Origin of the sequence: Endozoicomonas sp. ALB032 (assembly GCF_049310125.1) — a bacterium.
GTDB lineage: Bacteria > Pseudomonadota > Gammaproteobacteria > Pseudomonadales > Endozoicomonadaceae > Endozoicomonas_A.
Map to the genome: position 1 here is coordinate 2,673,993 of NZ_JBLYNW010000001.1, position 16,393 is coordinate 2,690,385.

A 16,393-nucleotide genomic window follows, 5' to 3' on the forward strand; every position below is an offset into this window, starting at 1 on the left:
GACGGCAGCGGTAAGTACAACATGACACCCATATGGCTTATGCTAAGAAAAGTTCTGAAGGAAGCTATACCACCCAACAGGATGTGGTACGGGCCAGTCTGGAAATTGAGCGTAGAATTCAGGAAGAAGCAAATGGCTGGGATATCAGCTCCACTGCTTCTGTCAGCTCTACTACGGCATTAGCCAAATACTTAGACATCGCACAAGATGCGAACTCCAGCCTGAATGAAGGTCTTGAGGCAATAGCGTCTCCCTCTAAAAAAACCGATAAGGAGGTTTCAACGGCTTCAGTTGTGGACTTTGAGTTAGAAGATGATGAGATAGATACAACTGGATGGCAGAGTAATGTGTCATGAATACACTCTATGATCGATATGACAACATAACGGATGAACAAGATAAAAAGATTCTCCAAGTAAGAAATTGCTATATCAGTTCTCCTAACCTGGATCGTATTCTAGCCGACATTCACCGATGCCGTAGAATATCGGAAAGAGGTGGGTATCCAGAGTGTATGCTTGTACTTGGCGAGCCCGGTGCTGGAAAAACGACTTTAAGGAAGGAGTACCTAAGGCTAAACCCCACAAGAGAAGAGCTAGAGAGATCCGTCGTTAGTGTTTTTTCAAGTGACTTCCCAGATAGAACTGTACCAAAGCAGGCCGCTATCTGCTTTTTGGAGGATCTTGGCCATGAGCTTTCATCTAAAGGGCTTTCAGCACCACAGCTGACAAAAATCCTGGCCAACTTAATGAGGCAATGTGGTGTTGAGATCAGTCTTCTGGATGAATTTCAGCATCTAATTGAAACGAAGTCATTCACTGTTCTTGAAGATGCTGCAAAGTGGCTCAAGATTCTAATCAATACATCAGGTCTTCCTGTTGTTCTCTTTGGTATGCCATACAGTAAAATTATTCTTGATTGCGATGATGCCCTTGCTGGACGGTTTATGATCCAGAGAAGAATTGAGCCATTTCGAATTATTGATAAAGAGCAGCGGAAAGACTTCAGAACTTTTTTAAAAGTATTTAACGACAGCTTGCCATTCTCTAAAAAACCTGGGCTTCACGAGGTGGAGCTTTACCCAAGACTTTTTACCTTCTCTAAAGGCAATATGAGGAGATTGAGGGTTTTAATAAATTATGCCGCTGAAGAAGCCATCCTGAATAATGATGATGAGCTGAATATGGAACATTTCATAGCAGGATATCACTATTACATGGATCACATTACAAAAAAAGACCAGGTTGATGCAGATGAAAAGCTAGAGGCACAACCAAACCCGTTTGATGTTAGTATTGATACAACATGACACCCATATGGCTTATGCTAAGAAAAGTTCTGAAGGAAGCTATACCACCCAACAGGATGTGGTACGGGCCAGTCTGGAAATTGAGCGTAGAATTCAGGAAGAAGCAAATGGCTGGGATATCAGCTCCACTGCTTCTGTCAGCTCTACTACGGCATTAGCCAAATACTTAGACATCGCACAAGATGCGAACTCCAGCCTGAATGAAGGTCTTGAGGCAATAGCGTCTCCCTCTAAAAAAACCGATAAGGAGGTTTCAACGGCTTCAGTTGTGGACTTTGAGTTAGAAGATGATGAGATAGATACAACTGGATGGCAGAGTAATGTGTCATGAATACACTCTATGATCGATATGACAACATAACGGATGAACAAGATAAAAAGATTCTCCAAGTAAGAAATTGCTATATCAGTTCTCCTAACCTGGATCGTATTCTAGCCGACATTCACCGATGCCGTAGAATATCGGAAAGAGGTGGGTATCCAGAGTGTATGCTTGTACTTGGCGAGCCCGGTGCTGGAAAAACGACTTTAAGGAAGGAGTACCTAAGGCTAAACCCCACAAGAGAAGAGCTAGAGAGATCCGTCGTTAGTGTTTTTTCAAGTGACTTCCCAGATAGAACTGTACCAAAGCAGGCCGCTATCTGCTTTTTGGAGGATCTTGGCCATGAGCTTTCATCTAAAGGGCTTTCAGCACCACAGCTGACAAAAATCCTGGCCAACTTAATGAGGCAATGTGGTGTTGAGATCAGTCTTCTCGATGAATTTCAGCATCTAATTGAAACGAAGTCATTCACTGTTCTTGAAGATGCTGCAAAGTGGCTCAAGATTCTAATCAATACATCAGGTCTTCCTGTTGTTCTCTTTGGTATGCCATACAGTAAAATTATTCTTGATTGTGATGATGCCCTTGCTGGACGGTTTATGATCCAGAGAAGAATTGAGCCATTTCGGATTATTGATAAAGAGCAGCGGAAAGACTTCAGAACTTTTTTAAAAGTATTTAACGACAGCTTGCCATTCTCTAAAAAACCTGGGCTTCACGAGGTGGAGCTTTACCCAAGACTTTTTACCTTCTCTAAAGGCAATATGAGGAGATTGAGGGTTTTAATAAATTATGCCGCTGAAGAAGCCATCCTGAATAATGATGATGAGCTGAATATGGAACATTTCATAGCGGGATATCACTATTACATGGATCACATTACAAAAAAAGACCAGGTTGATGCAGATGAAAAGCTAGAGGCACAACCAAACCCGTTTGATGTTAGTATTGATGAATTGGAGTTCAAACAGATGCAGTCTGCCTCTTGCTGGAAAATGGATGCCCGCAAGGGGGAGTCCCGTATTATACCCGCAAAATATACAAGACTGATTCCTTTACGCTCTTTACTAAAACGCAGATAATATGCGGTTCATTAACACCATGTAGGCATCTTTGAAGTACTTCAGATCCCCCTAGGGTCTGAAATACTAATTTCCAAACCGCTGGTTTAAAGTGTGAGCAGGTGAAGAAAAATTATGACTGTAAAATTTCGCTCATTCTTTCCTGAAAATAGCTTGGGTATTTTTCTATCACAGCAATGGCCCTGTCTCGCTCCTGTTTAAGTTGTTTCACAATTCCTTTTTTATCTGCCCCTGTAAGATTGAGAAATGCCATGAGATCCTGAGAAATCACACGATCTGAAAAGCCGAGCTCATACACAGTGATCGTTGTCTCAGAAGGCAGTCCATATTTAAGCTGTTTTTGAAAACGTTGCAGAAGCTGAACCAGCTTTTCTGTATCGTTTTGGTCAAGCAATTCAACAATTTCGCAGATTGCACCAATAAGGAGAGCACCATCGTAAGCAATCTTACCCTCACAGACTTCTACGACATGATCAACCTTAAACTCCCGTCGTTGGTTACCCCATATCATTTTGGTTTTCTTTGTTTTAATTAGCTTCAGTAAATTACTGAATGATTCTCCACAAATCCATCCATAAGTAATTTCTTTGAGTACTTCCGGTGGGTCAAATCTACTGAAAACACCTCCCCCTACATATTCAGTAATCATAGGCCATACAAGATCAAGCACTTCTATATCCTCTACAAGAGAAAATAAGTTGGTTTCATTTGCACGAACCCAACCTTCAATAGCTTGTGCGTCTTGTACTCCATATAGTGTTCTTCCATAGATTTGACGATGGTTAGAATCCGGTATTTTAGTGTAAATGTTTTTCGCCAAAAGCAGGAATAATTCTCGGATACGCTCTTTTTTGTAGTAGGCATTGGCTAGAAAGAAAGCAAGCGTGCCCTCTGCTAATCCAATGACATCTTCTTCCAAAAGGCTGCCTTCGTTTTCATGCCAATGTGATAGTAAAAAGCTTTCAATGGCGTTGATAAGCTCAATCCTCCATCTAATCTGCCTTTGGAGCTCTTCTCTTGGAAACCCAGTATCAGCAAGTCTTTCAATCAATCTTGCAACATCATCTGGGCCTCCGATGTGAGCTACCGCAACATCTAAATCATCCAAAATTATTCTTATCTTGCCGTTGCTACTCTTAATGAGGTCAAAAAAAGAAAGAAGGTTACTAATGCAAGGCTCCGAGTTTTGTGGCTCAAGCAGTTCTTTTACTTGCTCCCAGCGCCATCTGTCTCTACGAACCTTTTTCTTGTCATAAACCACAGGATCTGAAAATAATATACTGCCTTCGGTATGTAATCCTGCTCGGCCTGCACGACCTATAAGGTTATGGAAGTCACGAACTTTAATACGCTCTGTCCCCTGGTAGACGCTGGTAACAATAAGGTACCGAATGGGCAAATTTACACCTTGAGCCAAGGTGGAGGTGCATATGACAAAGCGTACGAGGTTCTTACGCATAGCGTGCTCTACCGCAAGCCGGATACCATGCGGCGTATTACCATGGTGAGTGAAAATACCGTGAACAGCACTCTGGGATACCGCTGCATCAGCCCCCAGATTTTGAACATACAAGTTCGATAAATGGTCAACCTCCTGCATGTCTGAGAATTCTGTTGGGAACGTTAATGGAGCTCCTCGCTTAATAACGTTTATAGCTTTCTCACAGATCTTGGTAGCTGTTGACTTTCTTCCACAGAAAATAGCGATACTTCCGTTAGGAACGAGTTTAAGGCCGAGATAAAGAGCAATAGACTGTTCATCATTTTCGTTTGGAAAAAACCGATCAGTTCTTTCTCTATCCATTCTTCCAAGGTTTAATTTTTCAATAACTCTGGGAACAAAAAACTCTCTCTCCTCAGCATTTTGGCTATTAACGTACTCAATCCTTCCCAGCTGATCCATCCAACTTACAAATCCAACAGATCTGAAGGTTGGACTAAGAGCAGTTCCTTGCACTACTTCAGGGCTACCATTTAACCATTCTCCAATCGCTTCCGCGTTACTAATGACTGCTGAAATCAGCACTTTTTGAGTGATCTCAGGAAGCATGAAGCGTAGTGATGTCAGAAGTAACTCATAGCTTATGCCGCGGGAGCCATCATCAAACTGGTGGCCTTCATCAAAGACAACCAGTCCAACCTGAGATGCAAGCTCCGGATCATGTCGTAAGACATAAAGCAATTTTTCAGGAGTAACAACAAGAATCTGTTGGTGTCCCAGAAACTCAGTTGCTTCAAAATCAGCCTGGGGAGTATCAGACAGTTCATCCACTCTGACTGTCTCATTAAGGAATGCTTCAGCAAGACTGTTCTTTATCTCATGGCATAGCGCTCTGAACGGCGCAATAATGATGGCCAGTGACACACGTTCAGCCAGAAAGGCACTCCTTAAAACCAGCTCAGTTGCTTTCGTTTTGCCTGCACTGGTAGGCATTTGGACGATAGCTGATTCACCTTTAAGAACACCTGCCCGACCCAATAAGTGTTGAGCTGGCCAGAACTCTTTGATAAAGGTCTCTTTTTGTAAGGCAGAAAGCCATTTGACACGGTTCAGTCCAGAATAGAGCGGCAGCGCTTTCCATGAAGAGTTGTCGAGTTTTTTTCTTAATACAGCACCTATTACATCTCCGAATAACAGTTGCCTGGGTGTACCAAAGTCATAGACAGAATTCCTAAGTTGTCTAGCCAGATCAACCAGGAGCTCTTCGCCATCTCCCTCCGCAATATAGCGAGAAAGTTGTCGTGAAATTTCATCGATCAATTTACCGTAAGGCCCGGTTGACCCTTCAAAATAGGTGTTGATGTTCGCCTGCAACATCCAGAGTAATAAAGCCTCAAGTCCTTCTCCATCCAAGTCAGGACAGTTGCCTTTGATACATTTGGCCAGGACTGAAGCACTACCGGGTAAATCACAGAGGTAGTATGAGGAAGATCCTAGTAGTAGAAGATAAGGGTCAAGCGATTCATTCAGTTTTGTTTGAAGGTAAGAGTCAAAGAAACGTGCAGAAAAGAGCAGATTACTTTTCAGCTCAGTGAGCAAGTCTTGATCTGGTTCCTCAAGGTTGATTGCCGCAGCAAGATCTCCCAGTAATGCAATGGATATTCTGAATAGTCTGGCTGGATCTTGAGTGATTTTGATATGGTGCTCTCTGGGCACACTGTATTCGAGCATCTTGGCTTTTGAGCGGGTGACCCCCAGTAGATGCAGGGATCTTTGTTCAGGCCTCATTAGCAGCCCTCCTGTATAGCTCGTGAACCAGAGTCATCATATTAGGACCTTTGATCACCAGTAGTACCAAATTATCGATGTTTGGATGGGGTAGAAACTCTTTGGATTTTGCTGACTTGGGGATTTGAGTGCAGTTGGATAATGCAAGTTCATCAACATCAAAAAATTCATCGGAAATAAGTGCAGCAGCGCCAAACTTCTCCTCATAGGGGATATCTACTGGGGTCTGAAACCTTGCAATCTTCCGGGCCTGTTCAAAATCGCGCCTCTCATGGAGTTTTCGCTTAATGAAGTTCAGCGACTCATCAATACGAATATGATCCTTGGCTGAATCATTGATAGCATCCTGCAGACGATTAATCTTTGACTTTGAGAACTTTGTTTTGGATTCAAAAACAAACAGGCTATCCTTGCCCGATGCTTCACCGCTCTCCTGATCGAACCTGAACCCTATCACATCGCTTCCTTTGGGGGACTCATCTCTGACAACTTTGGATGACCACCGTATTCTGGGAACCCAGAAGCCTGAAAACCATTGAAGGTAATCACAAACCAGAATTTCTCCAAAGTCGCCAGCACGTATGCCCGGACCCAGTTTGCTGCTTTGACAGGGGAAAATAGTGTTGTTCAGGTAGTCTGCACACGAAAGCCTGCCACGGAGAAACTCGATATCACTATCCAGGCAGTAGTGATTCCGGAAATGCCTGGCCCATGCTGTGAGCACTTCCTCGTCCTCCGCATGACGAAACTCCCAGAGCTCAATTTCTTTACCATCAGCAGTCCTTAACCGTTCACCAGTATCAACGAGCCACTTTTCAACATGCTCTGTAGTCCAAGGCATTTACTTCTCACCTATGGCAATTAATCACTTAGATCCTGAATGGCAAACTCATCATTGATTTCAAACAGTGCTGGCGTTGAGCTTTTCACGCCAATGCCGTATTCCATCAGAAGCGTTACCAGTTGTTCACCATTCATCAATGCGATTGGGGTCTTGTCGGGTTGTGCAGCCTCGTTGATCGCTCCTGAACTAAAGTTGCTGGTAGTAATTATTAGCCCTTGCTCATGTACGCCGAGACTACCACGAACCTGCTGTACAACGGGAGCCTGGATATTATTTTTGGGTTTCCATTTTTTAGCCTGTACAGCCATTTTGATGCGGACTACATCGCCAACCACCAGGATTCCACGAACATCAATGCCGCCATCACCGCTCAGCTTGGTAACTTCGACACTTTCAAAACCCATTTCTGCTAGCAAAAGTGAAATGAGTTCTTCAAACTCTCCGGGCTTCATAGCCAGCAGCCGCTTATGTAAGGCCTTGCGAATCTGAAGATTATGCTGCTCAATCTGGAAGGTTAATCCTCGTTTCATCCATTGACTTAAGCCAACATAACCCTTGCCATGTTGAACAAAACGTGGATGATCCCCACGTTTTTTTTGCCTTTTGATCTCGCTAATCACCTGAGCATACATAGTGGCTTCTGGTGTTTTTCCAGCCGTGACCAGCCAGCCTTGTTGCAAAGCCTTCTGGGTGATCTCCTTATAATGCATAGGCTTTTTGTTACCAAAATTCTCAAGCACTTTCTGAGCACATTGAGTGAATGAAAAGCCATGATTTTCAGAGGCTGATTCCACCGGTTTTTTTACAGCCTTATGAACCAAGCCATCCGGGATCGGCATTTCACTACTATTCCGAAGCGCAAATACCTGAGGGCCAACTTTTACAAAAGCAGAGTCATCCCCTTTAGCCTTGATATCAGAATAAATACGGGCGCTAACGCTAGCATTTGGTGTTTTACCTGCCGACTGCCATAGGCCATCAGAGATGATCTGTTGAGCGATATCTTTGGCATGCAGCGCTTTCCCCGCCTGCTTTAAAACCTGAATGGCAGCGGATTTAACATCCATGATTAGCTCCTGGTGAGGTTCGTCCTGAATCTTGCTGATAGGTCACACCAAACGTAGTGTCGCCCTGCCATTTCTTGAATGAAGGGTTATCGCTGAACTGCTTGAATAACTCGGTATTATCCGCCAGCAGATCAATCATTACCCGTTGCAGGGCTGCATCGTGCTCTATTCTGGCAGTCTTCTTGTCGTTATTTTTCATGGCATTCTGGTAGGCTGCGTCTGCTGCTACCTTGGCCGGGATTTCTTCGACAATAATCTTGCTGACTTTGTCGCCATCCCTCCAGTCGAAACTCCCGAACTGGTCATTGAATGTCTTGATAATATTGCTGAGTTGATCCAGTTCCGGCTCTGGCATGCGGCCACCCCCACTGGTTGGCACTGAGCCTATTTCGGCATCCTGATCTTGTAGACTGATGCTCTGACTGCTTTTCACTTCAACGCGGTAACTGTTCATATCAATGGCTTCCAGTATGCCCCGGGAGCAACTCGTTGCCCTCGTCGTCCTGAACCGGCTTCGGGCTTATATTGATGCGGTTGTCGAGAAATTTTTCTACCAGGTGGCCGAGAATATCCGCTTCAATCAGTGTTGGGATCTGATTGCGGAACTTGAACTTATCGAGAATCTCCTTCACGTTGTTGGAGAATCCATCCAGATATTCTTCAAAATCGGCTTTAAACTGTTGTGTTTTTGCGCGGTTTTTCAGATCACGGAGTGTGAAAGGAGAGATATTATAAAACGCTTCACCAGAGGCCTGGCAGAGTGCAGCGTCCTGATTGGCGATACCAGCGTTAACCAGCTGCTCCTGCATTGCCAGTACACGTTCTTTGCTGGGCTCCAGTACAGCATCCAGACGACGAATGACTGTCATCGGCAGAATAACGTCGCGATACTTGCCACGCACATAGATATCCCGAAGTACATCGTCGGCAATACCCCAGATAAAACGCACAATACTGTTATGGATTTCGTGGTTCATAGCCGGGTGTTACTCCTGGGTTATCTTTTGGGGGCTTCTTTTGGGTGACTTTTTGGGAGGGGAAGGTTCAGCAGCTCCGCCCGTTTTAACCCAGGCATCAAGCTCATCTTTTTTGAACTTCCAACGTCGGCCCAAGCGGTGGGCTGGCATACCCTGCTTATCGATCCAGCGGTATACAGTATCGCTGCTCACACCAAGATACTTACCGATTAGCTGTACTGTCCAGATTGACCACCTCTACCGTTCAAAAGTCACCCACTCTGCTGTTATCCGGTGACCACCCCGCTGCTCAAGGTCCAACATATTTCTTATAATCGTCCATTCTGTCCAGTAGTTTTTTAATATATGGGTGTTGCTCCAGCCTGATTGGTTTCTCATTGAACAAAACATGCTCAAGCTGTTGTACCTCTGTCAGAAAAACCGACCATAAAAATGCTCTCTCATCCAAGACGGTTTTCTGAACCAGCTCTATTTCTTTAGCTTGACTTAACCACTCTTCAAACTATGACAGGCTGTTGTAAAAAAGTTCATACGCATAACCGAAAAAACAATTCATTATGCAGTCCTGGTTCTGATTGCGATCTGTGAACACAAAATAGAAAGGTTCGCAAGAGTCGATGCTATGCAAGCGCCGAAGTCGCTTTGAAATGACGTCATAGAGATCATGTGCTATCGCCGACATGGGACTCAAAACACAAAGCCGAAGAAATAGCTTAATGGCTGTAATCTGTCGTCCATGTATCCGATAACAGTCGTCTTCTGACCCTGCCACTCCTTCCTCAATAGCCAGTACCAGAAAGCAGGTAAGTGAATTCAAATCATAAGTACCTGGCCAGTTGGTTTCGCATATTCTGGTGAGTGGATTTTTTCATCCTTCAAGGCGCAACGACGGGCGCGTAGCCATAGCTACGCAACCAGAGTTGGAACGCAGAAGGGTGGAAAAAGCCGCCGTCCAGAATATGCGAAACCAACTGGTTAGGTACTTAAGGCACTTCTACTTGAAAGTGTTCGTTATTTGTTCTTTTGATGAACATTTGGTGACATTTAGTGGTAAATCTTGACAAGCACTGCCATAAAAGTATCCAATCCAAACTCACAAGGAACAGAATAATTATAGGAAGTCGCACCGATGGATGGTGTACGCAGTTCGGAATCAGCAGTGACCTGTCTGGTGATGCTGGCCCGTTTTCATGGATTGGCCGCTCAGCCGGAGCAGATCAAACACCAGTTTGGTGATTCCGATCGACCTGTTGAGGGGTTAGACCTTTTAAGGGCCGCAAAATTTTTAAAGCTCAAGGCTCGTCGTACAGAAGTTCAGTGTGAAAAACTTCAAGATCTGCCTCTACCCGCCATTGCCCGTCACTCTGATGGCCATTACTTTATCATTGCCCGCTTTCATGATGGCAAAGCACTGATTCAGGACCCTTTGAAAGACCGGCCTGAAACGGTATCGCTGGATGTACTGGTAACCCTGTTCACTGGTGAACTCTTTCTATTCACCAAGCGATCATTGCTACCAGGGGGAATGGCAAAATTCGACTTCAGTTGGTTTATTCCGGCCATACTCAAGCATAAAAAACTGATTTATGAAGTGCTGCTGGCATCCTTCTTTATTCAGCTCTTTGCCCTGATTACGCCTCTGTTCTTCCAGGTCATTATCGACAAGGTTCTTGTCAATCAGGCACTAACGACACTGGATGTATTGGCTTTTGGTCTGCTCGTGCTGTCAGTCTTTGATATTGTGCTGAATGGGCTCAGGAACTATGTGTTCAGCCATACTACCAATCGGGTAGATGTGGTGCTGGGTTCCCGGCTTTTTAATCACCTGCTCCGCTTGCCCGTTGCTTTTTTTCATGCCCGCAGAGTCGGTGACACGGTAGCCCGTGTCCGTGAGCTGGATACAATTCGGGAGTTTATTACCGGTTCTGCGCTGACGCTGTGTATTGATTTGTTGTTTACTATCATTTTCTTTGTAGTAATGTACCTCTACAGCCCGACACTGACCTGGATTGTTCTCGGCTCTATTCCTTTCTATATCATTCTGTCCCTGATAGTAACGCCTGTTCTTCGTGCCCGATTGAATGAAAAGTTCAAGAGAGGCGCAGAAAACCAGTCCTTTCTGGTGGAATCTGTCACCGGGATGGAAACCATTAAAAAGCAGTGCGGTTGAGCCTCAGATGCAACGAGTCTGGGAAGATCAGCTTGCAGCTTATGTCTCTGCCGCGTTCCGGGCGATGAACCTGGGTAATATTGCCAGCCAGTTTGCAGGGCTAATCAACAAGGTAGTCACAGTGCTGATTCTCTGGGTTGGCGCCACCCTGGTGATCAATGGTGAGCTATCGGTCGGTATGCTGATTGCCTTCAATATGATTGCTGGCAGGGTCAGTGCACCTATTTTGAAACTGGTTCAACTTTGGCAGGACTTTCAGCAGGCAGGTATTTCCGTTCAGCGGCTGGGCGATGTTCTGAATAAACCCACAGAGCCGGGACATGACCCAAATCGTACGACACTTCCAACACTGAAGGGTGTTGTCAAGTTTGAACATGTCACGTTCCGCTATCAACCCGATCGTCCTGCTGTCTTGAATGGCATCTCCATCGCCGTCAAACCGGGTGAAGTCATTGGCATTGTCGGTCGCTCCGGTTCAGGAAAAAGCACACTTACCAAACTGGTACAGCGACTTTATGTGCCTGAGTCTGGTCGAGTATTGGTCGATGGCATTGACCTTGCGTTAGTCGAGCCCGCCTGGTTGAGAAGGCAAGTCGGCGTGGTGCTTCAGGAAAACTTTCTGTTTAACCGCTCAGTACGCGACAACATAGCACTGGCTGATCCGGGTGCCTCTATTGAGCGGGTCACTGCTGCCGCCCAGCTGGCAGGTGCCCATGACTTTATTCTTGAATTGCCTGAAGGTTATGACACTCAGGTTGGTGAACAGGGTAGCTCCCTCTCTGGTGGGCAGAAACAGCGTATTGCCATAGCTCGGGCATTACTGACCAATCCGAAAATTCTGATCTTCGATGAAGCCACCAGTGCCCTGGACTACGAGTCCGAGCATATTATCCAACAGAATATGAAGCGGATCAGCCGGGGTAGGACGGTTTTTATTATTGCCCATCGTCTTTCAACTGTGCGGGATGCTGACCGCATCATTGTCATGGAAAAAGGTCGTATTGTGGAAGAAGGCGCTCATGATCAACTGGTTAAGCAAGGCGGCCATTACGCCCGACTGAATGCCCATCAACATGGTTTGCGGGAGGCTATCTAATGGTCAGACCACTTTGGGAAAAAGCGACCAGGTTCCTGTTGTCCAGAACAGAAAAGCAGGCAGCATTGCACAATACACGACGCCAATTTCTACCGGCAGCTCTGGAAGTGGAGGAAACACCGGCGAACCCGACCAGCCGAATAATTGTAAAAACCATCATCCTGTTATTCACAATAGCCATTGTGTGGGCTTGCGTGGGCAGGATTGATATTGTTGCCACGGCACAGGGCAAAATCGTACCGGGCGAGCGCGTAAAAACCATTCAGCCGATGGTGATAGGTGAAGTACAGGCCATTCACGTTCGGGAAGGCGATGAGGTGAAAGCTGGCGATCCACTGGTTTCTCTGGTAACAGGAGCAGGTTCGTCGCCAGCTGACCAGCCTGAAGCAGGAAAGCATCAAGGCCCAGGAACTGCATGACCAGCAGAAGATTGTTTCGCCCATAGACGGCACAGTGCAGCAACTACAGATCCACACTATTGGCGGTGTCGTCCAGCCTGCACAGGCACTGATGCAGATCGTACCTAAAGAAGCAACCATGGAAGTTGAAGCCTGGGTGCTGAACAAAGATATCGGCTTTGTGCAGGAAGGCCAGCGGGCAGAGGTGAAAATCGACACCTTCAACTTCACCAAATACGGTCTGATTGGCGGTGAGCTGATCAATATCTCCGACGACGCTGTACCCGATGAAAAGCAAGGCTTGCGGTACCTGGCCAGTGTTCACATAGAGAAAGACTGGATGCTGGTAGAGAAAAGGAAAGTGAATCTGTCGCCTGGCATGAGTGTAGCTGTGGAAATTAAAACCGGGCAGCGGCGATTGATAGAATACTTTTTGAGTCCGCTTTTGAGGTTTAAGCAGGAGAGTATTCGAGAAAGATAGCCTTATTATCAGTGAGCATTATGAGAAAGAAAAAATCAATCCAATATGTCAGTTTGATTTTACTGTCACCAACCATCCTCTGGGCAGAATCAAAACCAACTGACAACTTTCGGATCACCCGAGACCACTCCAGTTTTGTAGAGGGTATTGAAGGAAACGTCTGTAAGGCTTTTCTGGAGGTTATCAACCGCATTCCAGAAGAAAAGCTGTTGCCTTGTCACACCCCTGATTTCAGTGATAGCCCCTTTACCCTGGTGCCTTTTACTCCACTGGACAGTAAGCGACAGATTGAATACGGAAAGATCCTTTACCACCGGGACAATGGCACAGAAGCCTACCGGAATGCCTGGCCGGAGAAAGAAAAAGAGTATCTGACAGGCTACAGCAAACTCTCTGAAGCTTTTCTGGATCTGGATGGGGATGGGGTTAAAGAGCATGTGATTGAGCAAAAAATTCCACAAAAGTATTGCATACCATCCATTCCAGGAAAGGCTCTTAGTATCCAAAAGAAATGGGAGACTCTAAGTAATAAGGTGAAATATAGAGCTTCAAAGGAGTATGGTTTTAAAAAATTTTACAGTATTTTTTCATCAAATGCTGAACAAAAACATATATCTCTAGTAGACAACCTTATCAGCTATCAAGGTCACTTTTTTTCATTTGATATGTATAAATTAGATCTTAGGAATTTTGATAAAGAATGGGGGAGTAGAAATTGGATAACTCTTGAAAAAATTTACAAGGATAGAAAAATAAAACGTATCAAAGGGCGTAACGCCTGTAAGTACTGGCTGAATAAATAATAGAAAAACAAGGAATAAAGGGATTTGATTCATGAGCTTATATGAAGAAATAAAAAGACTTGAAGATGCAAAATTGTCTATTTACGCTGATTCAAAGGGTATTCCAACAATAGGAGTGGGTTACAATCTTCAGGAACGAGAAGTACTTGAGTCAGTTCTTAAACAATTTGGTTACACTAGAGAATCTCTTGGAATCACTGAATTCAGCTATCTTTCGAGAGATTTATTTAATGTATTTGAAGAAACTTGGACCCCACAAAACACCGCCACATACACTACCCAGGTCAACCAAATCCTGTCGGACTATGCGACCAAGGTCACAGACGGCAGCAGCCCGAGAATCACCTTCACCTTTGAAAACACCACCACGGATATGGAGCCCGTATTCGATACGGCCATTGCTTTTATTGAAGACGATGTGGTCAACCGTCTTCAGGTTAAGCTGGGTACAAGCCAGCAAAATGCCCAGAACCTGTTTGATGACCTGTCCAATGCCCACAAGGCTTCCCTGCTCTCCCTGGCTTATAACGGTGGCCCGGCGATTATTGGCAACAACCTGAGCAAGGCCATGGATGAAGGAGATTGGGCCAGTGCTTATTTTGAGATTGCCTATGCCAGTAACTGGAATGACACCGATGGTAATGGCCAGGGGGATACCCGAATCTACGGTATTCATCTCAGAAGACTGGATGAGGCCAGAAGCTTTTCGGTGAACCTGGATACGGCTCAGTCAAAGGCTTTGCTTGACAAGTTGTCTTCAGAAAAGAACCGTATCACGGGTTATTTAAATGAGCTAAAAAGCAGCCTTGAAAGTGGGGGTTACGCTGAGCTGGCCATTGCAAAACGGGTGGCCTTGTACGATGACCTGAATAATATGGCAAGAGACCTGAGAAATGAACTGGGCAGCTCTGGCGTTAATCCGCCTTTCACCACCCCTATCAGGAATACATGGACTCGTAAAAAATGCCCAAAATTTGAATGATCGTCCACTGCCTTTCCTTCAAGCCAATCACATGTTCCTCCTGATTATTGACCGTTAATACACTAAGCCCCTGGAAACAGAAAAATACCCATCTTGCTGTTGGGTTCTGGCAGGGTTTTTTTTTCTGGTCTGGAAATACACGACTTTGCTTTTTCAGTTCCTGCCTGATTCTGTGCTGGATAGCAGCATAGACCATCAGGCATAGAGTCATCACCATTAACAGGGCTTCAATACGTTCCGCTTTCTTCAGATAGAGCGAAGAGACCAGAAAGTCCGGGCTCTTCAGAAACCGAAAGCCGCCTTCAACTTTTTGTTGCGACTTATAAGTAGACAGCAGCTCAGAGGCATTCAAACTATTTTTATCCAGTTCATTGGTGCTTAGGATAAAACAACCCAGTGAGGCTTCTGCATGCTCCCTTTTCTCGCAGGAAACAAAGCATTCAGCCTGCACAAAGTACTCGAAGTGATCAGGCTTGCTATCCGGCGATGGTCTTCCTTTGCCCGAATAGCAAGGTTTACGGATAACCTCTGGCTCTGTTTCGCTTTGGCAAAGTTTCGATTGTTTCTGCCACAAGGCAAAAGCCTTCAATGCATCGTCCCGGCACAAAAAGGCCTTTTTGCTCAGCTTCTCCAGATCACGGGCCTCTTTCAGTGACTGCTTTTGCATCTTTCGGGTCAATGTTTTCCGTTCACTAAGCCCGCGCTTTTTGTTGAGAAACAGGAACCATCGTTGCTGAACCCCTCCGTAGCAGGAAGGCACTTCAGCTGAGTAGTAATCTTCATAGCCTTCAACAGGCACCAGCGACATGGTTGGCGCTTTGCAGACCAGCTCCTTTGCCTCCTTGATGTTCAGGGGCACCCGGGAGATAAACAGCTGCTTTTGCTCATCAAGCAACTGAAGGGTTTCTGCAACATACATGACAGCATCAGCAACCAGATAGCGGCTATTCAAAGCGGCCTTAAAACATGACAGATGATTTTTGATAATTTCCTGAAAACAGGTTTTGTCGTTTACATTACCGCTGGCAGGGGCCATAAACACAGGGATGCCCGCCTGATTTTCAGTCATTAACTGCAAGACTACCTGATTCAGGTCAGGCCGGTGGTCACGGCTGTAACCTTGGCAGATATGAATACAATTTAAGTCGTCTGGATTGTCATGACTGTTATAGACTCCATCCACATGAAAGCTGGTGCCATCCAGATTTAATGCCTTGCAAGGAAGTTTCAGATGATTGACGACCTTGACGGCCAGATTGAGATACAAGTCGCTAACACCAGCGTCGTACAAACTGTCGAGAGCCCGACCAAGTACCTTGTCGTTCAAGTGTTCAGCCTGTATATCTTCCCCGATAAGGCGGTCAATCGGCTTATCCTCAAAAAACTCAGGGAGCATGTACAGAGTTTGCCCCGTAAAGCCCAAGCCATTGATGATCATTGCAACTACAGCTTGTCCAATAGTGACATTACGAACATCGGAGTCATTTGTGATACGGGCATCAATGTATTCGGCTATCTTTAACTCCCGACACATAGCGGCAACCAAGCCAAGGTGGTTGAGGTTCTTAGACTGGTATTGAGCTTGAGGCATGTTGGTGCACCTGAATGTCTGTTTATTTCTTTGACAACAGAT

17 protein-coding genes are annotated in these 16,393 nt (G+C 45.3%); 10 read left to right on the forward strand and 7 right to left on the reverse strand.

The annotated features are described in order from the left end of the window. Positions 1-32: 32 nt before the first annotated feature. Genes ACO6VG_RS09835 through ACO6VG_RS09850 form a run of 4 tightly spaced genes read left to right on the forward strand, consistent with a single transcriptional unit; the run spans position 33 to position 2,713 of the window. Positions 33-356: a hypothetical protein gene (locus ACO6VG_RS09835; protein WP_422136752.1), complete on the forward strand. Its 324-nt coding sequence runs from the start codon at positions 33-35 to the stop codon at positions 354-356. Further along, positions 353-1,309, forward strand: coding sequence for a TniB family NTP-binding protein (locus ACO6VG_RS09840; RefSeq protein ID WP_422473703.1), 957 nt, complete (start codon positions 353-355; stop codon positions 1,307-1,309). Before ACO6VG_RS09835 ends, ACO6VG_RS09840 begins: the two co-directional genes overlap by 4 nt. A 7-nt stretch (positions 1,310-1,316) precedes the next feature. Next, positions 1,317-1,640 (forward strand): hypothetical protein, encoded by a 324-nt coding sequence (locus ACO6VG_RS09845; RefSeq protein WP_422136752.1) that lies wholly within the window; start codon positions 1,317-1,319, stop codon positions 1,638-1,640. After that, complete coding sequence (locus ACO6VG_RS09850) at positions 1,637-2,713, forward strand: TniB family NTP-binding protein (RefSeq protein WP_422473705.1); 1,077 nt, start codon at positions 1,637-1,639, stop codon at positions 2,711-2,713. The genes ACO6VG_RS09845 and ACO6VG_RS09850 overlap by 4 nt, the downstream gene beginning before the upstream one ends. A gap of 112 nt (positions 2,714-2,825) precedes the next feature. Here the strand turns inward: ACO6VG_RS09850 and ACO6VG_RS09855 are convergent, their stop codons facing one another. From ACO6VG_RS09855 to ACO6VG_RS09880, 6 genes are read right to left on the reverse strand one after another with little or no spacing between them, the layout of a single operon-like run. Then, a complete protein-coding gene (locus ACO6VG_RS09855) occupies positions 2,826-5,942 on the reverse strand; it encodes a DEAD/DEAH box helicase (RefSeq protein ID WP_422473707.1) in 3,117 nt (1,038 codons plus the stop codon). Then, on the reverse strand, positions 5,932-6,783 hold the full coding sequence (locus tag ACO6VG_RS09860; RefSeq protein ID WP_422136755.1) for a Hachiman antiphage defense system protein HamA: 852 nt from the start codon (positions 6,781-6,783) through the stop codon (positions 5,932-5,934). Before ACO6VG_RS09860 ends, ACO6VG_RS09855 begins: the two co-directional genes overlap by 11 nt. 20 nt (positions 6,784-6,803) lie before the next feature. Beyond that, positions 6,804-7,853, reverse strand: a complete 1,050-nt coding sequence (locus ACO6VG_RS09865) for an HTH domain-containing protein (protein ID WP_422136756.1) — start codon at positions 7,851-7,853, stop codon at positions 6,804-6,806. Beyond that, complete coding sequence (locus tag ACO6VG_RS09870; RefSeq protein WP_422136757.1) at positions 7,843-8,307, reverse strand: hypothetical protein; 465 nt, start codon at positions 8,305-8,307, stop codon at positions 7,843-7,845. The genes ACO6VG_RS09865 and ACO6VG_RS09870 overlap by 11 nt, the downstream gene beginning before the upstream one ends. Position 8,308: 1 nt before the next feature. Next, positions 8,309-8,830 carry a type I restriction-modification system subunit M N-terminal domain-containing protein gene (locus ACO6VG_RS09875; RefSeq protein ID WP_422136758.1) on the reverse strand — a complete coding sequence of 174 codons (522 nt, stop codon included), beginning with the start codon at positions 8,828-8,830 and terminating at the stop codon, positions 8,309-8,311. A gap of 9 nt (positions 8,831-8,839) precedes the next feature. Continuing rightward, on the reverse strand, positions 8,840-9,058 hold the full coding sequence (locus ACO6VG_RS09880; RefSeq protein ID WP_422137067.1) for a helix-turn-helix domain-containing protein: 219 nt from the start codon (positions 9,056-9,058) through the stop codon (positions 8,840-8,842). 901 nt (positions 9,059-9,959) lie between these two features. Between ACO6VG_RS09880 and ACO6VG_RS09885 the strand changes: the two genes are divergently transcribed. The 6 genes from ACO6VG_RS09885 to ACO6VG_RS09910 are packed head-to-tail and all read left to right on the forward strand — an operon-like array spanning position 9,960 to position 14,760. Further along, entirely contained in the window at positions 9,960-11,000 is a 1,041-nt protein-coding gene (locus ACO6VG_RS09885; protein WP_422136759.1) for an ABC transporter transmembrane domain-containing protein, read from the forward strand. A 7-nt stretch (positions 11,001-11,007) separates the two neighbouring features. After that, positions 11,008-12,096 (forward strand): ATP-binding cassette domain-containing protein, encoded by a 1,089-nt coding sequence (locus ACO6VG_RS09890; protein WP_422136760.1) that lies wholly within the window; start codon positions 11,008-11,010, stop codon positions 12,094-12,096. Beyond that, positions 12,096-12,515: a biotin/lipoyl-binding protein gene (locus ACO6VG_RS09895; protein WP_422473710.1), complete on the forward strand. Its 420-nt coding sequence runs from the start codon at positions 12,096-12,098 to the stop codon at positions 12,513-12,515. Before ACO6VG_RS09890 ends, ACO6VG_RS09895 begins: the two co-directional genes overlap by 1 nt. Further along, a complete protein-coding gene (locus tag ACO6VG_RS09900) occupies positions 12,508-12,975 on the forward strand; it encodes an HlyD family efflux transporter periplasmic adaptor subunit (protein WP_422476279.1) in 468 nt (155 codons plus the stop codon). Before ACO6VG_RS09895 ends, ACO6VG_RS09900 begins: the two co-directional genes overlap by 8 nt. A 20-nt stretch (positions 12,976-12,995) precedes the next feature. After that, positions 12,996-13,778: a hypothetical protein gene (locus ACO6VG_RS09905; protein WP_422135473.1), complete on the forward strand. Its 783-nt coding sequence runs from the start codon at positions 12,996-12,998 to the stop codon at positions 13,776-13,778. A gap of 31 nt (positions 13,779-13,809) precedes the next feature. Continuing rightward, complete coding sequence (locus tag ACO6VG_RS09910; protein WP_422473712.1) at positions 13,810-14,760, forward strand: hypothetical protein; 951 nt, start codon at positions 13,810-13,812, stop codon at positions 14,758-14,760. Here ACO6VG_RS09910 and ACO6VG_RS09915 read toward each other — a convergent pair. Then, complete coding sequence (locus tag ACO6VG_RS09915; RefSeq protein WP_422473714.1) at positions 14,717-16,351, reverse strand: IS1634 family transposase; 1,635 nt, start codon at positions 16,349-16,351, stop codon at positions 14,717-14,719. The two genes, ACO6VG_RS09910 and ACO6VG_RS09915, sit on opposite strands and share 44 nt — an antisense overlap. Positions 16,352-16,393 lie beyond the last annotated feature (42 nt).

Excerpts from the sequence above, each read along its gene's own strand:
- ACO6VG_RS09835 (WP_422136752.1), top strand. The coding sequence starts at position 33 with ATGGCTTATGCTAAGAAAAGTTCTGAAGGAAGCTATACCACCCAACAG.
- ACO6VG_RS09840 (WP_422473703.1), top strand. The coding sequence starts at position 353 with ATGAATACACTCTATGATCGATATGACAACATAACGGATGAACAAGAT.
- ACO6VG_RS09845 (WP_422136752.1), top strand. The coding sequence starts at position 1,317 with ATGGCTTATGCTAAGAAAAGTTCTGAAGGAAGCTATACCACCCAACAG.
- ACO6VG_RS09850 (WP_422473705.1), top strand. The coding sequence starts at position 1,637 with ATGAATACACTCTATGATCGATATGACAACATAACGGATGAACAAGAT.
- ACO6VG_RS09855 (WP_422473707.1), bottom strand. The coding sequence starts at position 5,942 with ATGAGGCCTGAACAAAGATCCCTGCATCTACTGGGGGTCACCCGCTCA.
- ACO6VG_RS09860 (WP_422136755.1), bottom strand. The coding sequence starts at position 6,783 with ATGCCTTGGACTACAGAGCATGTTGAAAAGTGGCTCGTTGATACTGGT.
- ACO6VG_RS09865 (WP_422136756.1), bottom strand. The coding sequence starts at position 7,853 with ATGGATGTTAAATCCGCTGCCATTCAGGTTTTAAAGCAGGCGGGGAAA.
- ACO6VG_RS09870 (WP_422136757.1), bottom strand. The coding sequence starts at position 8,307 with ATGAACAGTTACCGCGTTGAAGTGAAAAGCAGTCAGAGCATCAGTCTA.
- ACO6VG_RS09875 (WP_422136758.1), bottom strand. The coding sequence starts at position 8,830 with ATGAACCACGAAATCCATAACAGTATTGTGCGTTTTATCTGGGGTATT.
- ACO6VG_RS09885 (WP_422136759.1), top strand. The coding sequence starts at position 9,960 with ATGGATGGTGTACGCAGTTCGGAATCAGCAGTGACCTGTCTGGTGATG.
- ACO6VG_RS09890 (WP_422136760.1), top strand. The coding sequence starts at position 11,008 with ATGCAACGAGTCTGGGAAGATCAGCTTGCAGCTTATGTCTCTGCCGCG.
- ACO6VG_RS09895 (WP_422473710.1), top strand. The coding sequence starts at position 12,096 with ATGGTCAGACCACTTTGGGAAAAAGCGACCAGGTTCCTGTTGTCCAGA.
- ACO6VG_RS09905 (WP_422135473.1), top strand. The coding sequence starts at position 12,996 with ATGAGAAAGAAAAAATCAATCCAATATGTCAGTTTGATTTTACTGTCA.
- ACO6VG_RS09910 (WP_422473712.1), top strand. The coding sequence starts at position 13,810 with ATGAGCTTATATGAAGAAATAAAAAGACTTGAAGATGCAAAATTGTCT.
- ACO6VG_RS09915 (WP_422473714.1), bottom strand. The coding sequence starts at position 16,351 with ATGCCTCAAGCTCAATACCAGTCTAAGAACCTCAACCACCTTGGCTTG.